The 21,055-nt window shown below is 53.3% G+C and carries 13 protein-coding genes; 12 read left to right on the plus strand and 1 reads right to left on the minus strand.

Annotated features, from left to right (window positions below; genetic code table 11):
- The first annotated feature begins 1 nt into the window (after position 1).
- The 12 genes from C812_RS03515 (at position 2) to C812_RS03570 (ending at position 19,997) form a co-directional block, all read left to right on the plus strand.
- Entirely contained in the window at positions 2-877 is an 876-nt protein-coding gene (locus C812_RS03515; RefSeq protein WP_016311308.1) for a carbohydrate ABC transporter permease, read from the plus strand.
- A gap of 18 nt (positions 878-895) precedes the next feature.
- Complete coding sequence (locus C812_RS03520; protein ID WP_016311309.1) at positions 896-1,726, plus strand: carbohydrate ABC transporter permease; 831 nt, start codon at positions 896-898, stop codon at positions 1,724-1,726.
- Between the two features lie 43 nt (positions 1,727-1,769).
- Positions 1,770-3,578, plus strand: a complete 1,809-nt coding sequence (locus C812_RS03525; protein ID WP_016311310.1) for a cache domain-containing sensor histidine kinase — start codon at positions 1,770-1,772, stop codon at positions 3,576-3,578.
- On the plus strand, positions 3,565-5,223 hold the full coding sequence (locus C812_RS03530; RefSeq protein ID WP_016311311.1) for a response regulator transcription factor: 1,659 nt from the start codon (positions 3,565-3,567) through the stop codon (positions 5,221-5,223). The genes C812_RS03525 and C812_RS03530 overlap by 14 nt, the downstream gene beginning before the upstream one ends.
- A 53-nt stretch (positions 5,224-5,276) precedes the next feature.
- The gene (locus tag C812_RS03535; protein ID WP_016311312.1) at positions 5,277-7,586 is read left to right on the plus strand and encodes a glycoside hydrolase family 3 N-terminal domain-containing protein; all 2,310 of its coding nucleotides are present in this window, start codon (positions 5,277-5,279) and stop codon (positions 7,584-7,586) included.
- 496 nt (positions 7,587-8,082) lie between these two features.
- Positions 8,083-10,341, plus strand: a complete 2,259-nt coding sequence (locus C812_RS03540) for a helix-turn-helix domain-containing protein (RefSeq protein ID WP_016311314.1) — start codon at positions 8,083-8,085, stop codon at positions 10,339-10,341.
- A gap of 241 nt (positions 10,342-10,582) precedes the next feature.
- Positions 10,583-12,199, plus strand: coding sequence for an extracellular solute-binding protein (locus C812_RS03545; protein WP_016311315.1), 1,617 nt, complete (start codon positions 10,583-10,585; stop codon positions 12,197-12,199).
- 80 nt (positions 12,200-12,279) lie between these two features.
- A complete protein-coding gene (locus tag C812_RS03550) occupies positions 12,280-13,182 on the plus strand; it encodes an ABC transporter permease (RefSeq protein ID WP_016311316.1) in 903 nt (300 codons plus the stop codon).
- A gap of 53 nt (positions 13,183-13,235) precedes the next feature.
- On the plus strand, positions 13,236-14,111 hold the full coding sequence (locus tag C812_RS03555) for a carbohydrate ABC transporter permease (protein WP_016311317.1): 876 nt from the start codon (positions 13,236-13,238) through the stop codon (positions 14,109-14,111).
- 51 nt (positions 14,112-14,162) lie between these two features.
- Entirely contained in the window at positions 14,163-16,007 is a 1,845-nt protein-coding gene (locus tag C812_RS03560) for a polysaccharide deacetylase family protein (RefSeq protein WP_016311318.1), read from the plus strand.
- A 41-nt stretch (positions 16,008-16,048) separates the two neighbouring features.
- Positions 16,049-18,295, plus strand: coding sequence for a glycoside hydrolase family 88/105 protein (locus C812_RS03565; RefSeq protein ID WP_016311319.1), 2,247 nt, complete (start codon positions 16,049-16,051; stop codon positions 18,293-18,295).
- Between the two features lie 4 nt (positions 18,296-18,299).
- Complete coding sequence (locus C812_RS03570; protein WP_016311320.1) at positions 18,300-19,997, plus strand: hypothetical protein; 1,698 nt, start codon at positions 18,300-18,302, stop codon at positions 19,995-19,997.
- 41 nt (positions 19,998-20,038) lie between these two features.
- On the opposite strand, the gene C812_RS03575 is transcribed toward C812_RS03570, so the two are convergent.
- A complete protein-coding gene (locus C812_RS03575) occupies positions 20,039-20,881 on the minus strand; it encodes an AraC family transcriptional regulator (protein WP_016311321.1) in 843 nt (280 codons plus the stop codon).
- Positions 20,882-21,055: the final 174 nt, after the last annotated feature.

The raw sequence follows: 21,055 nt of genomic DNA on the forward strand, positions 1-21,055 counted from the left end.
GATGCAAACATTACGAGGCGCGAAACTGGCGATCTTTATTGGGTTATTACCTGCCCTGATCATCTATCTGGGAATCGCCATTGTACCGATCGGTGTGTCGCTGTACTATTCGTTGATGGACTGGAACGGCATCGGATCGATGGAGTTTGTTGGTCTTGATAACTTCACGAAGATTCTGGGCAACGACACCTTCTGGCTCTCGGTCAAAAATAACGTCATCATCATGGTGACCGGTCTGATCGGCCAAATTCCGCTTGGGTTACTGCTCGCGCTGTTGCTGAATCGCGGACTGAAGGGTTCCGGGTTCTTCCGCACGGTTGGGTTTATGCCCGTAGTCATCTCTTCCGTCATGGTGTCCTTGATATGGGGCATGGTTTATAACACGGAATACGGGATGCTAAATAACCTGTTGGGCCTCGTGGGCCTCGACAGTTGGAAGCAGAACTGGCTTGGTGATGACCGTTGGTCCATGTTGTCCATCAGCGTGGCGTATATCTGGCAGAACTGTGGTCTATATATGGTTATTTTTCTGGCCGCATTGCAAAACATCCCCGATGAGGTCAACGAAGCTGCCGAGCTGGATGGGGCCACGGGGCTCAAACGTACCTTCCTGATTACGATCCCGATGATTCGCACTACGCTGATGGTTGGGGTTGTCTATAGCATCAGTAACTCCTTCCGCGTCTTCGACTTAATTCAAATTTTGACGGGCGGTGGTCCTGCACACCAAACCGAAGTGATGACGATTCATATGTACAACAGCGCCTTTATAAATATGCGCTACGGATATGGCAGTGCAGTTGCAATCTTAATCTTACTTTTCAGTTTGATCGTGATCTCGATCGTTAATCGCCTAGGCCGAGAAAAAGATGCATAAAGAAAGGAGGGACTGACCATGAGCATGAAGTCCGTAGGGTTCCGAATATTGGCATACACTTTTCTAAGTCTATTCGCTATCATAAATATAATTCCGCTGTTCTGGATGGTCGTTAACTCTTTCAAAAATGAACAGGAATACGCGCTCAGCCCGTTTTCGCTGCCGGAAGCCTTGCATGTGTCCAACTACGCGGAGGCGTGGAAAGTAGCCAATATGAATGTATACTTTCTGAACAGTTTGTTTGTTACCTTTGCTTCCTTGGTAGTCACCGTATTTTTAGGGGCCTTAGCCTCCTATTTTCTATCACGGTTTCAATTTAGATTGCGAGGTTTCACTTACGGCGTATTTCTGTTGGGCATGCTTGTGCCAATTCACGCAACATTGATTCCGATCTTTCTGATCATGCAGAAATTACACCTGTTAGATACCCATTTATCGTTGATTTTGCCGTATACAGCGTTCCACCTGTCGTTAACGATCATTATTCTGGAGGGCTTCATGCGGGGATTCCCCAAGGATCTCGAGGAATCGGGCGTCATGGATGGCGCAGGTATTTTCCGAATTTTCTGGTCGATCATCCTCCCTATTACAAGACCTGCAATGGCAACCGTCATTATCCTCAACTTTATCTATAACTGGAATGAATATTTGTTCGCTTTAGTATTAATCAGCTCATCAGAGCTCAAGACGCTGCCGCTTGGCTTGGCCAACTTCGTAGGCATCGAAACGGCGAATCTGACGTTGCAAATGGCAGCGCTGACGATGGCGCTGATTCCGATCATTATTTTCTATTTATTATTGCAAAAACAACTGGTTACCGGCATGACGGCAGGGGCGGTCAAAGGGTAACTAAGGTTCACATAGCATCACGACCGGACGGAGGCGATGTGCGATGGCAAGCTACAAAAGGTTTCTAGGCAGCTTTGGCTTAAAGCGGAAGGCGCTTGTCATTTTCCTCATCTTCGTCATTTTGCCGACGTTTGGCGTCGGTGTGGTCGTGCAAGTTCAATTTAATGAGGTGCTTCGGGAGCAGTTCATCAATTCCACGAAGCGGAACCTTGATAACGTCGTCGGCCAGCTTGGCGAGCAAACCAAAATGGTGGAAGACATCGCCAATTACTTCATTTTAAGTCCAGATATGCGCAACTTCCTGCGCACCTCTCCACCCTTGAGCAGTGAACAACAAGCAGTTCTGAAACGGAATATCGAGGATTTCCTGACGTTTCAACTGATGTCAAAGGGATATATTCGTTCCATTGAGATTCTCGGGTATAACGGCAACTCGATTGAAATGGGTGAGCCGTTCCGCGGAGACGAAACGAAATGGGAGGAGGCCGCAAAGGCCCAAAAAGGCGGGATTACTTGGACCGAAGGGTACTCGCTGCACAGCGATTGGAACGGTGAGGTTCGGGTGCTGTCGATGTTCCGAATTCTCAATTCCTACAGTAAAATCACCTTACCGCTGGGAAGGTTAATTATCCGCTTGGATGAAGCAAGCATTGTGGGCTTGCTGGAGAAAGGGATTTTCAAGGACGGTGTGGGAAGCGTCTTTATCGTTGGCCCGGAAGGCCAGGAGATATTAAGGACGAATCCACCGTCGCCGAAAGATCTTCATCCGAATGAGTCGTTGCTGGACAAGCTGTCGGCCTCCGGACAAGGGGACCTAACCTATGAGGTGAAAGGCCAACGTTATTTAACTTTATATAAAAAAATGGAGAACACGGATTGGACACTGGTCGCCATGATTCCCGAAGCGAAGGTGTCTGAGGAGTTCCGCGGCATTAAAATGATCATGCTGGTCATTCTGGCGGCGATCATGATGCTGGGCTTAACTGCATTGATCGGGTTTCATTACACGATCATTCGCCCCATTTTACGGCTGAAAAAAGAAACCAGCAAAGTTACCTACGGGGACTTCAACGCTCGGGTTCCGGTCAAATCCAACGACGAGATCTCCGAATTAAACCGCAAGTTTAACGAGATGGTCGAGACGATCCAACAACTGATTGAGCATAAATACAAGCTGGAGTTAAGGGAACGGGAGTCCGAGCTGAAGCTTCTGCAAAATCAGATGGATCCGCACTTTTTATATAATACGCTGGATATGATTCGTTGGACGGCACGTTTGGAGCAGGCAACAAAGTCGAGCCAACTGATCGAAATGTTGTCGAAGTTCTTCCGTTCCAGCATGAGCAATGGAAACTACCAGACCACGTTGCGCAAAGAACTGGAATTTGCTCAATCGTATTTGTATTTGCAGCAGCGCCGGTTAGGTGAGAAGAAGCTGAAGTATTCGTTATATATCGAGGCGGGGATTGAGGAGACTGTGACGTTGAAGGCTACACTTCAGCCCTTGGTGGAGAATTTCATCAAGCATGGACTGGATCGCAGCAAACCGTACGGCATGATAAACGTGCGTTGTTACGCCCGTCAGGATGAAGTTTGGGTAGACGTGATAGATAACGGCAAGGGGATGGATCCAGGGAAAGCGGAGGTGATCCGCAACGCGTTGGGGCGGCGAGAAACCGGCGGAATCCGGGAAGGAGCCTTGCTGAACATCCATGAAAGACTCACGATTTTTTACGGACAGGCGTATGGTTTGGAGATTGTCGATACTACGGCGGCGGGCACGTGGGTACGGCTTCGTTTCCCTATTGCCGAGCCCGGCCATCCGGGAGGTGAGCCCAATGAATCCGAATGATCGAATCACGAATGTAGCACCTGCAGATGCAGGCAAACTGGTGAAAATGCTGATTGTGGACGATGAAGCGGTCATTTGCGAAGGACTGCGTTATACGATCGATTGGACGCAGCTTGGCGTGGAAGTCGTAGGTGAGGCGTATGATGGATTCGAAGCGCTGCGGCTCATTGAAGAGCATGGAGCCCAGCTGATTCTGTCTGATATCCGTATGGACGGTATGGATGGGCTGGAATTGGCCAAGGAGGTACGGCACCGCCATCCTGAGGTACAAATCGTCATGATCAGCGGATACGAGGAGTTCGAATATGCGCGCCAAGCCATTCGAGTTGGCGTGGGCGATTATTTATTGAAGCCGGTCGATATTGAAGAATTGAGCTCGGTCGTGAAAAAAATCGTTACCGCTATCCACACCGGCGGCAAGGAAGAAACGACGCGGGAGATCGAGTTGTGGCTGTCGGGCATGGCTCGGCACGGGATGGCGTTTGGCCAGGAGCCTCCAGCTTCACTGAACGGTGTGCAATTCCGAATTGCAGCAACTCAGCTGGCGGAGTTCCACGAACGCTATGCCAGTATGGGGGCGGATCCCTACGCGACCGTTCAGGAGGCCTGGCAGCTCGGTTGGCAGCGTGCGCTGGAAGGCAGTCCCTTCCATGTAGTATCCGTCTTCGACCATGAAAATCTGCTGATGACCCTGCTGACGGCGGAGAGCCGCATCGAGCCCGGTGTGTGGGATGAGTGGGCGGCCAAAGCGATTGGCTCAATTAACTCTGAAGTCGGAGCGCGAATTTATGGCGGGGTTTCCACCGTGTACGAGGATTTAGGGGAAACTGCCCTTCGATGCGCTGAAGCGTTACGCCTGCTGTCGTTCCATGTACTGGACGGTCGAGAAGTCCTGACGCCCCGTTATGGTGAAGAGGTGATGTCGGAGCGGGTGTTGCCGGCCTTCGATAGTACCGAGATGGTGCAATGTCTCGTAGCTGCGTTATTTAAGCAGGATCGGGAAGAAGTTCATCGTTTGGTCGAGGGCATGTTTCGTTTTTTCCGGGAATCGGGGTATCTTCTGCCGGAAGCTTGGAACGTGTATGAAGAATTGTTTGCCCTGCTCCGCCAGCGTTTGCGCAAAAGCGGGATGACCGGGTTGGACTACGCCCTCCGGGGACAGCCGGACCCGAATATTTATAACTCCTATGCTGGATTAGAAACTGTTGTTCTTGAGGATATGGAGGAGCTGAAGCGGTTAATCGATCAGAACGGAATCGACAAGTCGTATTGGATTGTGGAAAAAGCGAAAAAATACATCATCGGCCATTACCGCACGGATCTTAAGGCTTCTGAGGTTGCGGCTTGGCTGAAAATCACGCCGAGTTATTTCAGTTACATTTTTAAGCAAAGCACGGGAAAAGGGTTTACGGAATACATGAATGAGATGCGGATTGATCAAGCCAAGCATTTGCTTGCTACGACGCAAGATAAGGTATTCGAAATTGCGGACAAGGTCGGCTACAGAGAGTATAAGTACTTCGTGTCCGTGTTTAAAACCTATACAGGGATGACGCCAAAGGAATACCGCGGTCTGCGCGTCAGCAGAGAAATGTCGGAGAGCGGCGGGGAAACGTCGGCCAGTTTGGAATCGGGAACAGAGTAGGAGACGGCCGGAGATCGTTGGGGTCGCTGGCCGACAAGCGGGGGGAAATACGGATGGAGACTTATAAGCTGTTGTCCGCTCCGATCGAAGAACGGGTAGCGGATTTATTGGCCCGGATGACGCTCCGGGAAAAGGTGGGCCAGTTGAATCAACGGATGTACGGCTGGGATGCCTACGTCCGTCAAGGAGATTCGTTTGAGCTGACCGACGCTTTTAAGGACGAGGTGGCCAAAGGCGGCGGGATAGGTGCGTTGTACGGCTTATTCCGCAGCGATCCTTGGTCCGGCGTGAATTACGAGAACGGTATTACAGCGATGGATAGCGCGAAGGTCGCAAACATGGTGCAGCGGTACTTACTGGAGCATACCCGGTTAGGCATTCCCGTCCTTCTCACGGAAGAGTGTCCGCACGGCCACCAGGCGTTAGACGGAACGATGCTGCCGGTGAATCTCGCTGTTGGAGCCACCTGGAATCCGGAGCTGATGATACAGGCCTATGCTCGGGTGGCAGCCGAAATTCGCAGCCGCGGGGCGCACGTTGGACTGGTCTCGGCGCTGGATATTTTGCAGGAGCCGCGCTGGGGACGTTCCGAGGAATGCTTCGGCGAGGACCCCTATTTGGCTGCCCGCTTTACGGAAGCCGCGGTGCGCGGCATGCAGGGCGACGACCCGCGCAGGCTGGATGCTCCAAACCGCATTGCGGTTGTCCTGAAGCATTTATGCGCGCAGGGGGCAGCTCAGGGCGGGCGTAACGCAGGACCGGCCGCCATTGGGCTGCGGGAACTAAGGGAAATCCACCTTCCGGCGGCGCAGGCAGGTGTACTCGCTGGAGCCGCTGGCTTTATGGCAGCCTACAACGAAATTGATGGTGTGCCTTGTCATGCCAATCGCGATTTACTGACAGGCATCCTGCGCGAGGAATGGGGCTTCGAAGGGCTTGTGATGGCGGACGGATGCGCGGTGGATCGGTTGCTGGCACTTACCGGCAGCCACGAGTCCGCAGCAGCGTTGGCACTGTCGTCCGGTGTAGATCTTAGTCTGTGGGATACCGCTTTTACCACGTTGGAGGAGGCGGTGCGTCAAGGACTGGTTCTGGAATCGGATATCGATCGGGCGGTAGCACGCGTCCTGCGGCTGAAATTTCGGCTGGGCCTGTTTGACAAGCCCTACGTGCCTGAGCTACGGGCGATTTCCGTGGTGGGCTGTCCTGAAATCCAGAAGGTTAATCTGCAGGTTGCCCGCGAGTCTGTTGTGTTGCTGAAGAACGAAGGAGACCTGTTACCAATCGTTGGGCAGCCGCGTCGGATTGCAGTGATCGGTCCGAACGCCGACCGCTTGTACAACCAACTTGGCGACTATACCAGCGTTCAACGTGAGGGGATCGGAACGACGGTGCTGCAGGGTATCCGTGCGTGCGCGCCGGAAGACGTCGACGTCGTATACGCCTTGGGCTGCGGGATTCGCAACTGTTCCAAGGCAGGGTTCACGGAAGCGGTGGCTGCAGCGAAGGAGGCGAACCTCGTGGTTCTTGTGCTCGGCGGGAGCAGCGCCCGGGAGTTCGGAGGTGAGTTCGAAGACAACGGGGCCGCAATAGTCAAGGAGGGCAGCCCGTCCGAGATGGATTGCGGTGAAGGTGTAGATCTGGCCGATCTGTCCCTCGGCGGGGGCCAGCTGGAGCTTGCAAAGGCGATTGCTGCCACGGGCACTCCCGTTGTTGGCGTTATCATTCAAGGCAGGCCGCATGCACTTGGCGAGGTTGTGGATATGTGCGATGCAGTCCTCTGCGCATGGTATCCCGGAACGGAAGGAGGGCGGGCGATCGCCGAGATCCTGTTTGGGAAGGTGAACCCAAGCGGGAAGCTGCCGGTGACGTTGCCGCGATCCTCTGCCCAACTTCCGGTATATTACAACCAAAAGGATCCGGGAAGGATCCGAAATTACGTTGATATGACTTCTGCGCCGTTATATCCGTTTGGTTATGGGCTGAGCTATACGCAGTTTACTTATGCGAATCTATCCTTATCTAGGGCTGCTATCTCGCCGTCCGCACTTGAGAACGGGGAGCGGGTTATGGTGCAGGCAGAGGTCAAAAATACGGGAGCACGAAGCGGTGCAGAAACCGTCCAGCTATACATACGAGCTCGGGAATCGGGGATCACCCGGCGAATCGCCGAATTAAAAGGTTTCACCAAAATCGAGCTCGACCCAGGAAAAAGCTGCACTATTGAGTTTAGCCTGGGCAGGGAAGAGTTGGGGATCTGGACGCGGGAGATGCGTTTTGAAGTAGTTCCATGTAAAATCACGGTCATGGTTGGAGGCAGCAGTCAAGCCGCCCTGTCTGCCGAATTGGCTGTGACGGATTGAGAGCGTTTTAAAGTTCATTAGCCGCAGCGCGAGAGTCCAAGCGTCAGTTAAGGTGCTCTCGTGCTGTCTCTCCGCTGTGTTACTTTCTTGGTCCACTCCTGTTTTGGCGCGGCCTTTAACACCATTATCCCGTTTAATCCGCAACTTCAAACCTCCAATAAATACCTCTAAGTAGCCTCTGTAACATCTTAACTTCACTTCTTACCTTCACTCCCATTTTCCGTACTTCCATCTCTTTGAAACTCTGTATCTCCTAAGTCCGCACCCCCATATCCTTCATAATGTCGTGCCCTCTGATCAAAAGGGATAATGGTGCAAAAGGGCGGCCCAAAACCCGCCAATGCCCTTTTGACACCTCCCCCGTCCCTCCAGCAAAAAACTTCCCTTACATTCATCTATTCGTTGACTTCGCCAATGGCTGTCCATACAATCTTAAGAAAACGCTTTCCTTTGCTTTTGTGGATGACGAAAATGCATTCGAAGTGGGAGTGGTGAAATGAGAGGAAATTGGTACCGACGGATGCTGTTATCGTACTTTCCCATCTTTTTGATCACGGTGGCAGTGTTGTTTTTTATCTTCGTAATTATTGTTAGCGATATCTCGTATAAGCAGACGGTCAAGGCCGATCGGATCACAACGGATTATGTGGTAGGGCGGCTGACCAGCTCGCTGAAAGGCATCGAGATGGACGTGCTGGAGGAAGTCGAAAAAAACAAACGGTACGAGGATTTCCTTAACGTGGCACTCACCGAACAGGACAGCCAGATCATCTTGGATGTAGCAGCGAGCATTCGCGAATTGGCTTCTCGGGACAGCCTGATTGAATCCATTTATATTTATCGGATCAAAGATCGAAGAGTACTGACACGCAGCGGTCTGATGGATTTAGAAACGTTTGCCGACCGCGCTTTCGTTGAGACCGCCTTAACGAAGCTGGAGGATCGAAGCTGGTCGCCGATTCGCGGCTACCGGGAGTTTAGCACGGATCAGGAGAAACGAGTGATATCCAGTTACAAGCGAGAACCGCTCCCTTTCGGTGATGATGGATTGGTCGTCATCAATCTCGATATGTATGCGATCGAGCGAATGATTCGCTCCATGAACGACAGCGAGGTTTCTTTCCTGGACGTGCGCGATGCATCTGGAGAGCTGCTGTTCTCTACGCGTCCTTCCGATATGCAGCAACAGGGAGAGAAGAACCGCGTTGTCAATCGGGTAACATCGGAGGTGCTTGGATGGCATTTCGAGAGCGGCCTTGCCGCCGGGCAGCTGTTTACGTGGGTCTCATTTATCTCTTATATCTGGGTCGTGCTTGGGATTGCGACAGTGGTTGCCGCTCTGGTGTATTTGATTTTTATCACTCGAAAAAATTATCAACCGATCCGAGCGATGGTCGGCCGCATCGAATCGCTCAGGCAGCGGGAGGACGAGCTTGGCCTGAAGATGGATGAGCTGTCGCTGATCGACCGGGCGTTGGAGGATTTAATTCAGCAAGCTGCCGATTATGAGAAGCAGCAGCGCGAGAACCTGCTGATCAGCCGTCGCCAGCTGTTTTATGACCTGATGCAGGGCGAGACGCCGGACATGCTCTGGGATCGTCTGAAGAAGCTGGGCGTGCAACCGAAGGAGGAGCCGCTCCAATTGGCATTTGTTCTCGTGGAAATTAGCAATTATCCCGACTTTCGCAGTTCGTTCTCCGAACGGGATCAGCATACACTCAAGTTTGCGCTCACGAACGTCCTTCAGGAGCTGGCACAAATCGATGGGCTCTACGGCTGGGCGGAATGGATCGCTGAGGATCGATTGGGCATGATCGTTGGCGTTGACCCAACTCATGAATCGGCGGCGCAGGCCATCCGCGGGTTTGCGGACAAAGGGAAGGCCTGGGTCGAGCAGCATCTGCGGTTTTCCTTACGATTCTGTGCCGGTCATGTTGAGCACGAGTGGCAACGCATTGACCGTTCCTATAAAGCAGCGCTTGACGTCTTGCAGCACAAGCTGTCGCTCGGTCAGGAGGCGATCTTCCTGAGCGAAGATCTGCCGCAGGCTGCCGAACGCAGATGGCATCAGGATGTAATGATGATTTCCGGACTGGTGCGCGATTTCCGGCACTTGGACGGCGAATGGCGCATGCGTCTGGATCAGTGGTTTGAGCGGATGGCCAGCGATTGTCTGAAGGACGAGGATATCCGAATGCTGCTGCAGATGCTGATCGATATGCTGGGTTACGAGCTGGCGTCTCTTTCTGAAGAGATTCACAACTATTTTCACGGTCCAGAGATGAAGAAATTGCAGCATGACGTGAAAAAGGCAGGCACTCTGGAACAGTTGAAATCGCTATACTCCGATTACTTAACAGGGCTGTACCGCTTATATGTGGCACACAGCGAAACCAAAAACCATCGAGCGATGGTGGGCGAGCTTAAAACCTACATTGAGGAGAACTTTGAGAATCCAGATCTCTCCTTGAAGCATATCAGCGATCGGTTTCATATTTCGGCGAAGTACGCGAGCTATCTGTTTAAGGAAGAATTTAACATGAAATTCGTTGACTTTATCGTTCAGCTGCGGATGGAGCGAGCTCAAGAGCTGCTTACCGAAACTGACGAGACGATCCAAAATATTTCTACTCGCGTAGGGTATGCCAACTCGATTACCTTTGGCCGCGTATTCAAAAAGATCGTTGGCGTGACGCCCGGCGATTTCAGAAGGCTGAGGCTCAAACCCGCGAAGTCCCGGCATTCTGAGAAATAACGAAATTGGTTTATTGCGGGAAATCGCTTTATTTTACCATAATCTGGGTATCGGGATGGCGGTTTATCCGCCTGAAACTAGTTTATTGCTGCCCCTTCGCGAGCCATGGCATACTTGGGTCAATCTGGACGGGGGGCGTCAGCCGCAGTGAAAAAAGTGTGAATCCGCCAATTCACGAATTCACGTCTTACGTCTTCCGATCAGAGGATACAACTATTCGAGAAGAAGGGGATGAAGAAAGATGAGGAACAAAAAAAGATCAGGATTAGCTATCACTACGATTATTTTGATTACTTCCTTGTTGTTTACAGCCTGTTCGTCTTCGTCGAATTCGAAATCCAATGATCCCAGTGGTTCAGCACAATCGGGCGAATCCAGCAGCAAACGGGTCACACTGAAGGTTGAGGTGTTCGATCGCGGGAATTCTCCGGCCGGAGCCACAATTACCGACAACTACTTGACGAGATTTGTTCAGGAGAGCTTCGGTGACCCGAATAACATCGATGTCGAATTTGTACCGATTCCCCGTTCCGAAGAGGTCGAGAAGCTGAACGTCTTGATGGCGAGCGGCAGCGACGTACCGGACATTGTGTTCACCTATGACACCAACACGTTTAACCGTTATGCTTCTCAGGGCGGCTTGACCGATCTGGCTCCGCTTCTTGAACAATATGCCCCGAACTTAACGGCTTTCCTCGGCGAAGAAATTTTGCAATACGGCCGATATGAAGGCACGCAATATGCAGTTCCGGCCAAACGGACGCAGCTGGGCAAATATGCTTCCTTCATCCGCCAGGATTGGCTCGATAAGCTGGGACTGCCTGTTCCGCAAACCACAGAGGAGCTATACAATGTGCTGAAGGCTTTTAAGGAGAAGGATCCTGGAGAAACGGGCGGCCAAGTTATCCCAATGGCCATGACCGTAGCCAACGCGCAATATGAACCTCTCCTCTGGTCTTTCATCGAACCGTTAACCGAAGAACAAACCTACACCTTGACCCAAACCCTAGGCTCCAATGATTATCCGACGCTGCTGCCAGGCTTTAAGAACGGCCTGCAATTTATGAATAAGCTTTACAATGAAGGCTTGATCAGCAAGGACTTCGCGCTGGATACAGACAAGAAAAAACTAGGCGAGGACGTATCCTCGGGGAAAGTTGGCTTTTTCAGCGAGGACGATGTGAATCCATTCTATGAAAACGGCCCTTACGCCACTCTCCAGGAAAATGTTCCCGGCGCGATTCTCAAATCGGTCGACGTCTTCACCAATTCTGAGGGCAAACATGCCAAACCGATGTACAACCCGAACGGCATGTACATTATGGTTCCGAAATCCAGCGAACGTGCGGTGGAAGCGATCAAATACCTAGAGTGGATGGCTTCCGATGACCACCTGTTCCATATGCAAAACGGCGTCGAAGGCGAGAACTATACCATGGTCGACGGCGTACCGGTTGCTGTAGAGAACCCAACGGAAGAAGCCTTAAGCCGCCTGTTTAACAGCGGCGATATGGCGATTATCTCCAACGGCAAGCAGCTGGGCAGCGATGAATTAAACCTGAAAGCCCGGGCGATGCAATTCCCACCAAGATATCAACAGGATGTTGCCGAGGCTCAGGAGATCGCGAATACGGATCTGATTAAGCCCGTCGTGATGAGTAAACCAATTGAAGCGCAGACGAAGTACGGAACCACGTTGCAGGAGAAGTTCCACGAGATGCTCGTCAAGGTGACGATGGCTAAGCCGGAGCAATTCGAAAGCGTATACGAATCGATGATGAAGGACTATATGGCCAGCGGAGGCCAAGCGATCCTTGACGAGCGCACAGCTGTCTACAAAGAAATGAAATCCAAATAAATCGAGTTAGGTTAACTGCGGGGAGTGGGGTTGTTTTACTCCCTCTTCGCAGTTGACTAACGCATCAGGAGGGGACCGCTGTGAGCTGGAAAGTTTATATCCGCAGATATTGGCAGTTATATGCATTGCTTGCCTTACCGCTCGCTTATTTTGTGATATTCCGATACGGCCCGATGTACGGGATTCAGATTGCCTTTAAGGATTTTAACTTCTTTCAAGGGATTGGGGGCAGTAAATGGATTGGGGTTGAGGCGTTCCGGGAAGTGTTTGGGATGCGGGACTTCTATCTCACGCTTCGCAATACGCTGATGCTGAATTTCTTGGATTTACTCGTCTCCTTTCCGGCCCCGCTCATTCTGGCCATCCTGCTTTACGAAATGCGGGTTCAATGGTTTAAGAAGCTGTCGCAAACGATTCTCTACATCCCGCATTTTATCTCTTGGGTGATCATCGGCGGGATTGCCGCGCAGGTGTTCGGGACGCAGTCCGGGTTGATCAACAATGTGATCACCTCGATGGGCTTTGAGGCGGTTCCTTTTCTCACCGAGAAAAATATTTGGCTGGTCACATATTTGCTCATCGGCATGTGGCAAAGTGCAGGCTGGGGGACGATCATCTATTTGGCGGCGCTCACAGGCATCAACAAAGAGTTGTTCGAGGCGGCCAGCATTGATGGAGCCGGTAGATTAAAACGAATCTGGCATATTACCCTCCCCGGATTAAAATCCACCATCGTGATGCTGCTGATCATTAATTTGGGCCACTTAATTACGATTGGCTTTGATCGGCCATATGTGATTGGCAACCTAGCCGTACGCGAGTATTCCGATGTGCTGAGTACGTTCGTTTATCGCGTCGGGCTGCAATCCGGTCAGTACACGATCGCCACGGTCGTTGGCTTGTTCCAGGCCGTTGTTGGGCTGGTGATGGTGCTGTCGGCCAACCATATTTCCAAGAAGCTTACCGATGAAGGAATCATATAGGAAGTATAGGGAGGTTTAGGTGGTATGCACGTTGAGGAAAGGAGCGGACGGACGTGAAGGAACAAACCGCTAACCGTGTGTTCGATGTTGTCAATTTTGTCGTGATTGCTGTCGCCACGTTGCTATGTCTTGCTCCATTTGTTCATATTCTCGCCGTATCTTTAAGCTCAGCAGGGCCGATTCTGTCCGGGAAGGTCAGCTTGCTTCCGGTAGAATTGACGTTTGATTCTTATAAACAAGTGTTCAAGGATCCATCAATGATTCGATCTTTGGGATTTACGGTGCTGTTGACGGTGTTGTATACGCTGCTGTGCATGTTGATGACGATCGCTGCCGGCTACCCGTTGTCCAAGCGAAAGCTGAGAGGCCGCAAATTGTTTATGACGGTCGTCGTGATCACGATGTTCTTCAGCGGAGGGATCATCCCGGAGTATATTTTGGTTCGCAGCTTGAACCTGTTGGATTCGATCTGGGCTCTGGTGCTTCCAGGACTCGTTAATCCATTTTACTTGATCATCCTGATCACTTTCTTTAACAACATTCCGGAGGGGCTGGAGGAGTCGGCGGAGATCGATGGCAGCAGTCATTTTCGCACCTTGATCCATATTATCCTGCCGCTGTCGCTGCCGGTGATCGCAACCCTCAGCTTGTTCTATGCGGTCGGACGTTGGAACGGATTTCAGGACACGTTGATGTATATTAACAGCCCGGAGCTGTATCCGCTGCAATTAAAGCTGTATCAGATGATCCAAAATAACATGATTTCCGATCTCTTGGCAGCGGAAGGCGCTGGTGCAATGACGAAGCTCGTTTCGGAAGGCTTGAAGTCAGCGAGCGTGATGTTCGCGACAATTCCGATCCTGCTTGTATACCCGTGGTTGCAGCGTTATTTCGTCAGCGGCGTGATGCTTGGCGCAGTGAAGGGATAACGGAGCGGTTTATTTTTTGATGCTGTGACTACACGGAGGGGGAGAGGCGGGTTGGAAAAGGAAATCTACGACAAGCTGGTGGCTATGAACGATGAGTTCGCGCAAGCGGCGATGGAGCTGCAGGTTCTTGATCCGGAAAATCGCTTTTATGGCGGAGTCATCGACCCGGCAAACGGAATCGCTTGGCCGAGCCACGGCGGAACGCCGAAGGATATGGCCATCTGGGCATGCGCTCTGGTGAACGAGGATTCCCGGTTTTATCACAGCGAGACATTGCTGAAGCGCTTGGAACTGGCAGCCCAGTTTATGCTGCGGTCGCAGCATGCCGACGGCTCAATCACGCCGCCCTGGACCAATTTGCATTCGCCGCCTGATACCGCTTTTGTGGTAAGCGGGCTTGCCCAGGTCTATGAGCTCCTCGATGCTCATACGGTCGAATATGCCCCGGTTCGGAAAGCGGCAGAGGAAATTCGGCTCTTCCTGGAGCGGACGCTGCCGGTGCTATTGACGGGCGGTTGTCATACACCCAATCATCGCTGGGTATTGTGCTCGGCGCTTGGGTTCATGTACAAGCTGACTGGTCGGCCGGAGCTGAAGGAGCGGGCGGAAGCATGGCTTGCGGAAGGGATCGACTGCACGGAAGACGGCGAGTGGACGGAGCGCAGCAACGGAATCTATAACGCGGTCAGTGACATTGTGATGATCTTTGCCGCCGAGCAATTGGGGCTTCCTGCACTGCTTGAACCGGTTCGCCGCAACCTGCGGATGATGGCGTATTTGATCCACCCGGACGGAGAGGTGGTCACGGATTATTCTGGACGCCAAGATTATGGCTATCCGTTTGATATGAGCGGGTATTTCCTTGCCGCCAAATGGCTGGCGAACCGCGACAAAGACCCGCTGTTTGAGGCCATCGCCGAACTGGCCGGCCGTTCGTTGAGGCATCCGAGCGGCTTGCCGAACCATGCGCTTCTGGGATTGCTTCGTTATCCTGAGCTGCGCCAGCCGGCGGTTCCGCCTGTCCGTTTGCCGGAAGACTATCGGGTCGTGCTCAACGGCAGCTTTCCGCGTGAGCGATACTTAAGCGGGATGGAGGCGGCCGGACACCACGGGCGAATATATCACAGCAAGCTGCATCCCGATTTTGGCGCACCAATTGCCCGGCATCGGCATGGGAAGACAAGTGCCACCGTGATGACGGAAGCGAATTCCTTCTTTGCCTTACGACACGGCAGCGTGCGGCTGCTGGCGGTGCAGCTGGCATCTGCGTTCGCGCCAGGGTACGTGAAGCTGGAGCGGTTGGAGGTGTTGAAGCAGGCGCCGGAGGAGGCGCAAGAGCAGAGGGAAGCGCAGGGCCAGGGAGAGGTGCTGGGTATGCAGGAGCGCGGGCTGGGACTAAGGTCAAGGTCTGGCTACCGTCTATCTGCAACGGAGCGAAAGGGATACTATGCTCCTGTCGCGAAGGAGCTCTTGCCTGAAACGGCTCGAGGGCCGGTGAGCCCCTGGTATTTGCTGCCCCATCATCGGCGGGAAGTGACCCATGAGCAGCAGCATCGGGTCGAGGTCGAGGTCTTGGAGACCGCAGAGGGGTGGAGCCTTCGTGTTCAATGCGCCCGTGAAGAACCGATTTTAACGCAGCTTACGTTCCTCTTTGGCCAAGAAAGCGAGATGTCGGGCGAAGAGATGGTGGAACAGGCGGAGAACGGGATGTGGTTCTGGAAGCAGGGGAAGGTCCGCTTCTCCTCCGGCGAGGATTGGATTGAGCTGCATGGGGGCGTGATGGAACATCAAGCTGCAGGGTTAAACAATACCGCGATCCCCGTCAATTGCCGGGCGCTCGTCGTGAATCTGCTGACACCTTATGACCGGACGTTTGAACTCAAGCTTTCACCCTAATTAAGGACATAGCCAGGTATAGAAGGGAAGGAGACATCAACTTGGGCGAATATATGGAGGATCGGGAGAGTTCCTATTATGGCTTCGGTGAGGAAGACGAACGGATATTGGAAGTGATCGCCGCAAGGTATATCGGGGCGAATCCGCCGATCCCGTTTGCGCTGCGCACCTTCTCCAAGGCAGGGATTTTGCAGACGGCGGAAGGCCTGTATGACATGGAATTGGCTTCCAAACTTCCACAGGCGGAGGATGGGGATTACGCCTATGCATTCGGGCTGGTCTGGAGCGATGGGGAGCGGGAGATCGACGGTCTCTTGGAGCCGCTGGGGCCGATACGTCTGTTCGTGAACGAGAAACTGGAATACCGTTCTACAGTAGTCGACGAACTCGACCCTAAGGCTCGGATCAAGGTACCGCTTGCATTCACCCCCGGCTGGAACACACTGCTGATTGAGGCGCGCAATACCCGCTCCGGCTTCGGCTGCCGATTCGGTGCCGATGAAGCGAAGGTGCGGATTCTGCAAGTTCTGGCCCCGTTTGCCGACCGGCAGGGGAGCGCCGGCTGGGTGTTCTCGGAGCCGGTAAAGACGGCCTGCTTTGGTGGAAGCGACCTAGGCCAAGCTTTTCCGAATTGGCAAGAACCCGAAGCTGCAACCGGGTTGAGATGGTTGCCAGCAACCCAATGGCCAGATGCGAAACAGGAGCATTCCGTACCAAATCTGGAACGAATCTACGGAAATCTGGCCCAGTCTGCAGCGGCTTATGCGTGGAGCTCGGTGCGTATCCCAGCCTCGGCCGATCAGATTGAACTGAGCGGAACCGTTTGGGGAACGACGCAGATCTGGGTGGATGATACGCTGGCAACCACCGTTACGGGCGGTGGACCGTTCCATATTCAAGTAAAGGTACAGCCGGGAGTTCGGCAGATCGTGGTGCGAACGGAAAGCGCGAAGGAACGCTGGGGCTTCGAACTGGCGGCGGAAGCCGGGGGGAAGCCGCTGGCTTTCACTGATCCGGTGAAGGTTCATGGCAATCCCAGCCCGTGGTTGTACCTCGGCCCCTTTCCGGCGGAAAGGATGCTGAAGCCGCAAGAGGTCCGCACGCTCAAGAGGCCGTTTGACGGTTTGGGAGGCCCGATTTACTGGGAGGTGGATGCTCCGGAGATGCGCGTGCGGCCTTTTTACGAAAATGCCATGCTAAGCAACAAGTGGACAACAGAAGGAGCCACCAATTTCGGGCGCTGGGATTACCCGCTGGGCGTGACGATGTATGGCTTACTCCGCACGGCGAAGGCATTAAATCGCCCAGACATCCGGCGCTATGCCCTCTCCCATATTTCCACCTGTACGGAAATGTATGAATACTCGCTTTGGGACCGGGAGGAATACGGTTTTCCGGGGATCAACCATCAGCTGGTGCTCATGCGGATGCTGGACAATTGCGGCTCCTTCGGATCCGCGATGCTGGAAGCTTATTTAGATGGAGCGGAGCAGGCTGAGTTCCGCCAGATTGCGGACACGATCGCCGATTTTATGCTGCATCGGTTAGAGCGGCGGGAGGACGGAGCCTTTTACCGGCGTTGTGAAGGCGAATATTCGGCCGATACGATGTGGGCGGACGATTTATATATGAGCGCCCCGTTTCTCGTCCGTTATTCGATGGTGACGGGGGAAGCTGATGCTATCGATGAAGCGGCGAAGCAGTTTTTACGCTTTAAGCGCTATCTGTATATGACAGATCAGCAGATTATGTCCCATGTTTATGACTTTAAATACAGCCAACCAACCCGAATCCCTTGGGGACGGGGGAATGGGTGGGTGCTGTTTTCGTTAAGCGAACTGCTGGAGCAGCTGCCCGAAACGCATGAGGATCGGGAGGAGCTGCTGGCGATGTTTCGTGAATTAAGTCAAGGCATTGCCGCACTTCAATCCGATTCCGGGTTATGGCACCAGGTTCTAAATCGGCCGGACGCTTATTTGGAGGCATCCTGTACTGCAATGTTTGTATATGCCTTTTCCCGCGGCGTTCGCTTCGGCTGGCTTGATCGTGAGGGGCCTTATGCAGAGGCGGCGCTTAAAGGCTGGAGAGGGCTGACCGCGCAGGCGATTGACCGCCAGGGCAACGTCCATGGCGTCTGCAGCGGTTCCCGGTATTCCTTCTCTCCGGATTATTATATGGAGGATCTGCGGACGGTTCGGAACGACAATCACGGCATCGGCATAATGATGTTGGCCGCAGTGGAAGTGATGCAGCTGAAGGCACTCGGATTTGCCAAGGAAGGACGATGAAAAGATGGCGGGCAGCATGCTGGAGCACATGACACCGGAGCAGGTGTTTTTGGTGAAGCAGGCGATGGAGGAAATGGACCGTCATTATGACGAGGCCAAACACCTGCTGCGAAATGCGGAGGACGGGCGGAGCGAGTGGCATTCAACTCGCGGCAGTGCGCATTATGCCGTCGGATTGTTAATCCGGAACGGCGAAGGGGATACGGAGCGGGCTTGCGCTGTGTTGAATGAGGTGCTGAACCTGCAACTTGATGCGCCGGACGAAATCTTTCACGGCACGTTTAAAACTGCACCGCAAGCGGCAGATCCTCCCCGGGGCGGTTATCCGTGGAAACGTTTCGGACCGGGCTTCGCATACTACGTTACAAGCCTGTTGGAGAAGATCTCCGGTCATCTGGCCGAGGAGCTTGGTGCGGCAGGCAACGGGAAAATAAACGTCAGCAGGAAGGAAGCAGAGGATGCCTTGGCGAGGGCGGCGGATCGAGTCATTCCCCCGGTCTGGCGAAGCTATGACCCGAATTGGCGGGAGTTTATCGCCTGCGCGTTCGCTGTGATTTTGGAGCATTTTGAGCCCAGACTCCCCCGGGAGTTGGTTCAGCGCATGGATGATGCGATGGTCAAAGCTGTCACCGGCTCCATCGATCGCAGGCTGTCGGATGCGGTGCCGATGAATACGAACATCGAGCTGATGCATCTGTTTATCACCCATTATTACGGGTATCGTTATGGCAATGAAGCGTGGATTCGTCATGCCGACGGTGAGGCAGAGCGATTCCTCGAAGAATTTCATGAATTTGGCACGCTCGCAGAGTTTAATTCGACCACCTATTACGGTGTTGACCTCACCGTGCTTGGTCTAATCCGCAAATATGCCCGAACCGATCGGTTCAAAACGATAGGACATACGATTGAGCAGGCGTTGTGGGAGACGATTGCGTTATTTTATCACCCGGGCTTGGAAAATATGGCTGGCCCCTATGCCCGCGCCTACGAGATGGAAATGACGGCCCACAGCTCGCTGGGCGTGTTCTTGTATCTCGCGTTTGGCGAACGATTCAAGCATCTGGCCGGGGTGAATTGTGAGACGGGGCATGATCCGATAATCGCGCTGGTTGGCGTGGATGTACCGGAGCCAGTTAAGCCCAAGCTGCTTGGCGAGCCGGAGGAGCGGAGGGTGACTCGGCAATATCGCGAGCTGTGCGAACGGGATCAGCCCGGTAAGAACCGCTTCGTGTGTACGGCCACTGCATGGCTGGGGCGGAACCTGATGATCGGCGCATGTTCAGGCAGCCGCAATACGAACGGTCAGCTGCATCCGGCAACGATCCATTGGCAGAGTGAGGATGGAGGCCGCTACGCGTTGCGGTTAATCCGCCGGGAGCCGGAGGGCAGCTGGAACACCCATCTGCGCGGCTATTATGTGGAAGCAGAAGCGTCGCCGGGTAAATTGACCGCCTCGGTGATCTTGGAGCAGGACAGACCGCTGGACGTCTATTTTGAGGTGTGCGGCCCTGCGGTGACCGCAACAGGCGTGACTCCCACGAGTTGGTCTTTTCCCGGATTGGCGCTGCGTGTGGAAGCTGCGGCTCCAGAGCCGATCATCCGGGAACGGGATGGCTGCGTGGAAATTATTTATCCCTATCGCCCGGGGGCGCCAGAGGCTGTCTCACATATGGAATTCAAACTGGAGGTTACGCCTTGAAATTGGCAAAATAAAAGCCTTGCAGCCTATCGCTGCAAGGCTTAGTTCATTTCCCGGAAAGTGCTGGGCGATTGGCCGGTCACCTTCTTGAACAGCATCGAGAAGTATTTGTCGTTCCCGTAACCGACCCGGGCGGCGACTTCGTGAATCGGCGCATTGGTTTCCCGGAGCAGGCGCTTGGCCTCTTCAATCCGGCGGTTAATGAGGTAGTTGACGGGGGAATCGCCGAGTTCTTTTTTAAAGAGATGGGATAAATAGTGCTGACTGACGTAGAGGGTATCGGCGATCTCTTTAAGCGTGATGCTGCGGGTGTAGTTCTTATCGATAAATTGCTTGGTGCGGACCGTAATTTCGTTCTTGTCCTTCAGCGGATCAAACGGATGCTTCACATCCACGATCCGGTACAGCAGCGTGATCAGCGACATCAGCAGATTATTGCTGAGCGTCTCGTATCCGAGCACTTGGGAGTCGCATTCCTGAAGCATCTCCGACAGGTAACTCTCCACTTTGTAGGCGTATTTCTCGCACGGAATGACCGGGTCGACGGAGGCGGGCAGCAGCTGCCCCGGCGGCACGCCGTCAATATGCACGTTGCCGACACCGCAATAAATGACCTTAAACGGTTCGGTGCTGATCGAACGCTCTTCATGCGGGACGCCGGCATTATAGACAGCGACATCCCCGGGATGCACTTCATAGATGGTGCCGCCGATGCGGAATTCCCCGCGGCCTTCGACGATATACAGGATCTCGCAATAGTCGTGGATCTGCGGCGGCGCGTAGAAGCGGCGCTCGTCGACGACCTGGCCGGCGTAGAGTAATTCGGGCGTTTTTTTGAAACGAAAACGGTCGCTTTTGCGATAAGGAATTTCGATTTTCGGCACAATCAGTTCCTCCCGAACATTGGATAGCTCCATTATAACGGATGTGAGGCACGATGGGAGGATTTCCTAGGAATAGGCGGATGCGGAGGTGCGGGAGGGTTCACTTTTTTGCGATGTTGTGCGAGGAAGATGGCAATATAGTAGGTTCTCGAACGGGCGGAGCGAACGATAGAA

This window comes from Paenibacillus barengoltzii G22, from assembly GCF_000403375.2.
Taxonomy (GTDB): domain Bacteria; phylum Bacillota; class Bacilli; order Paenibacillales; family Paenibacillaceae; genus Fontibacillus; species Fontibacillus barengoltzii.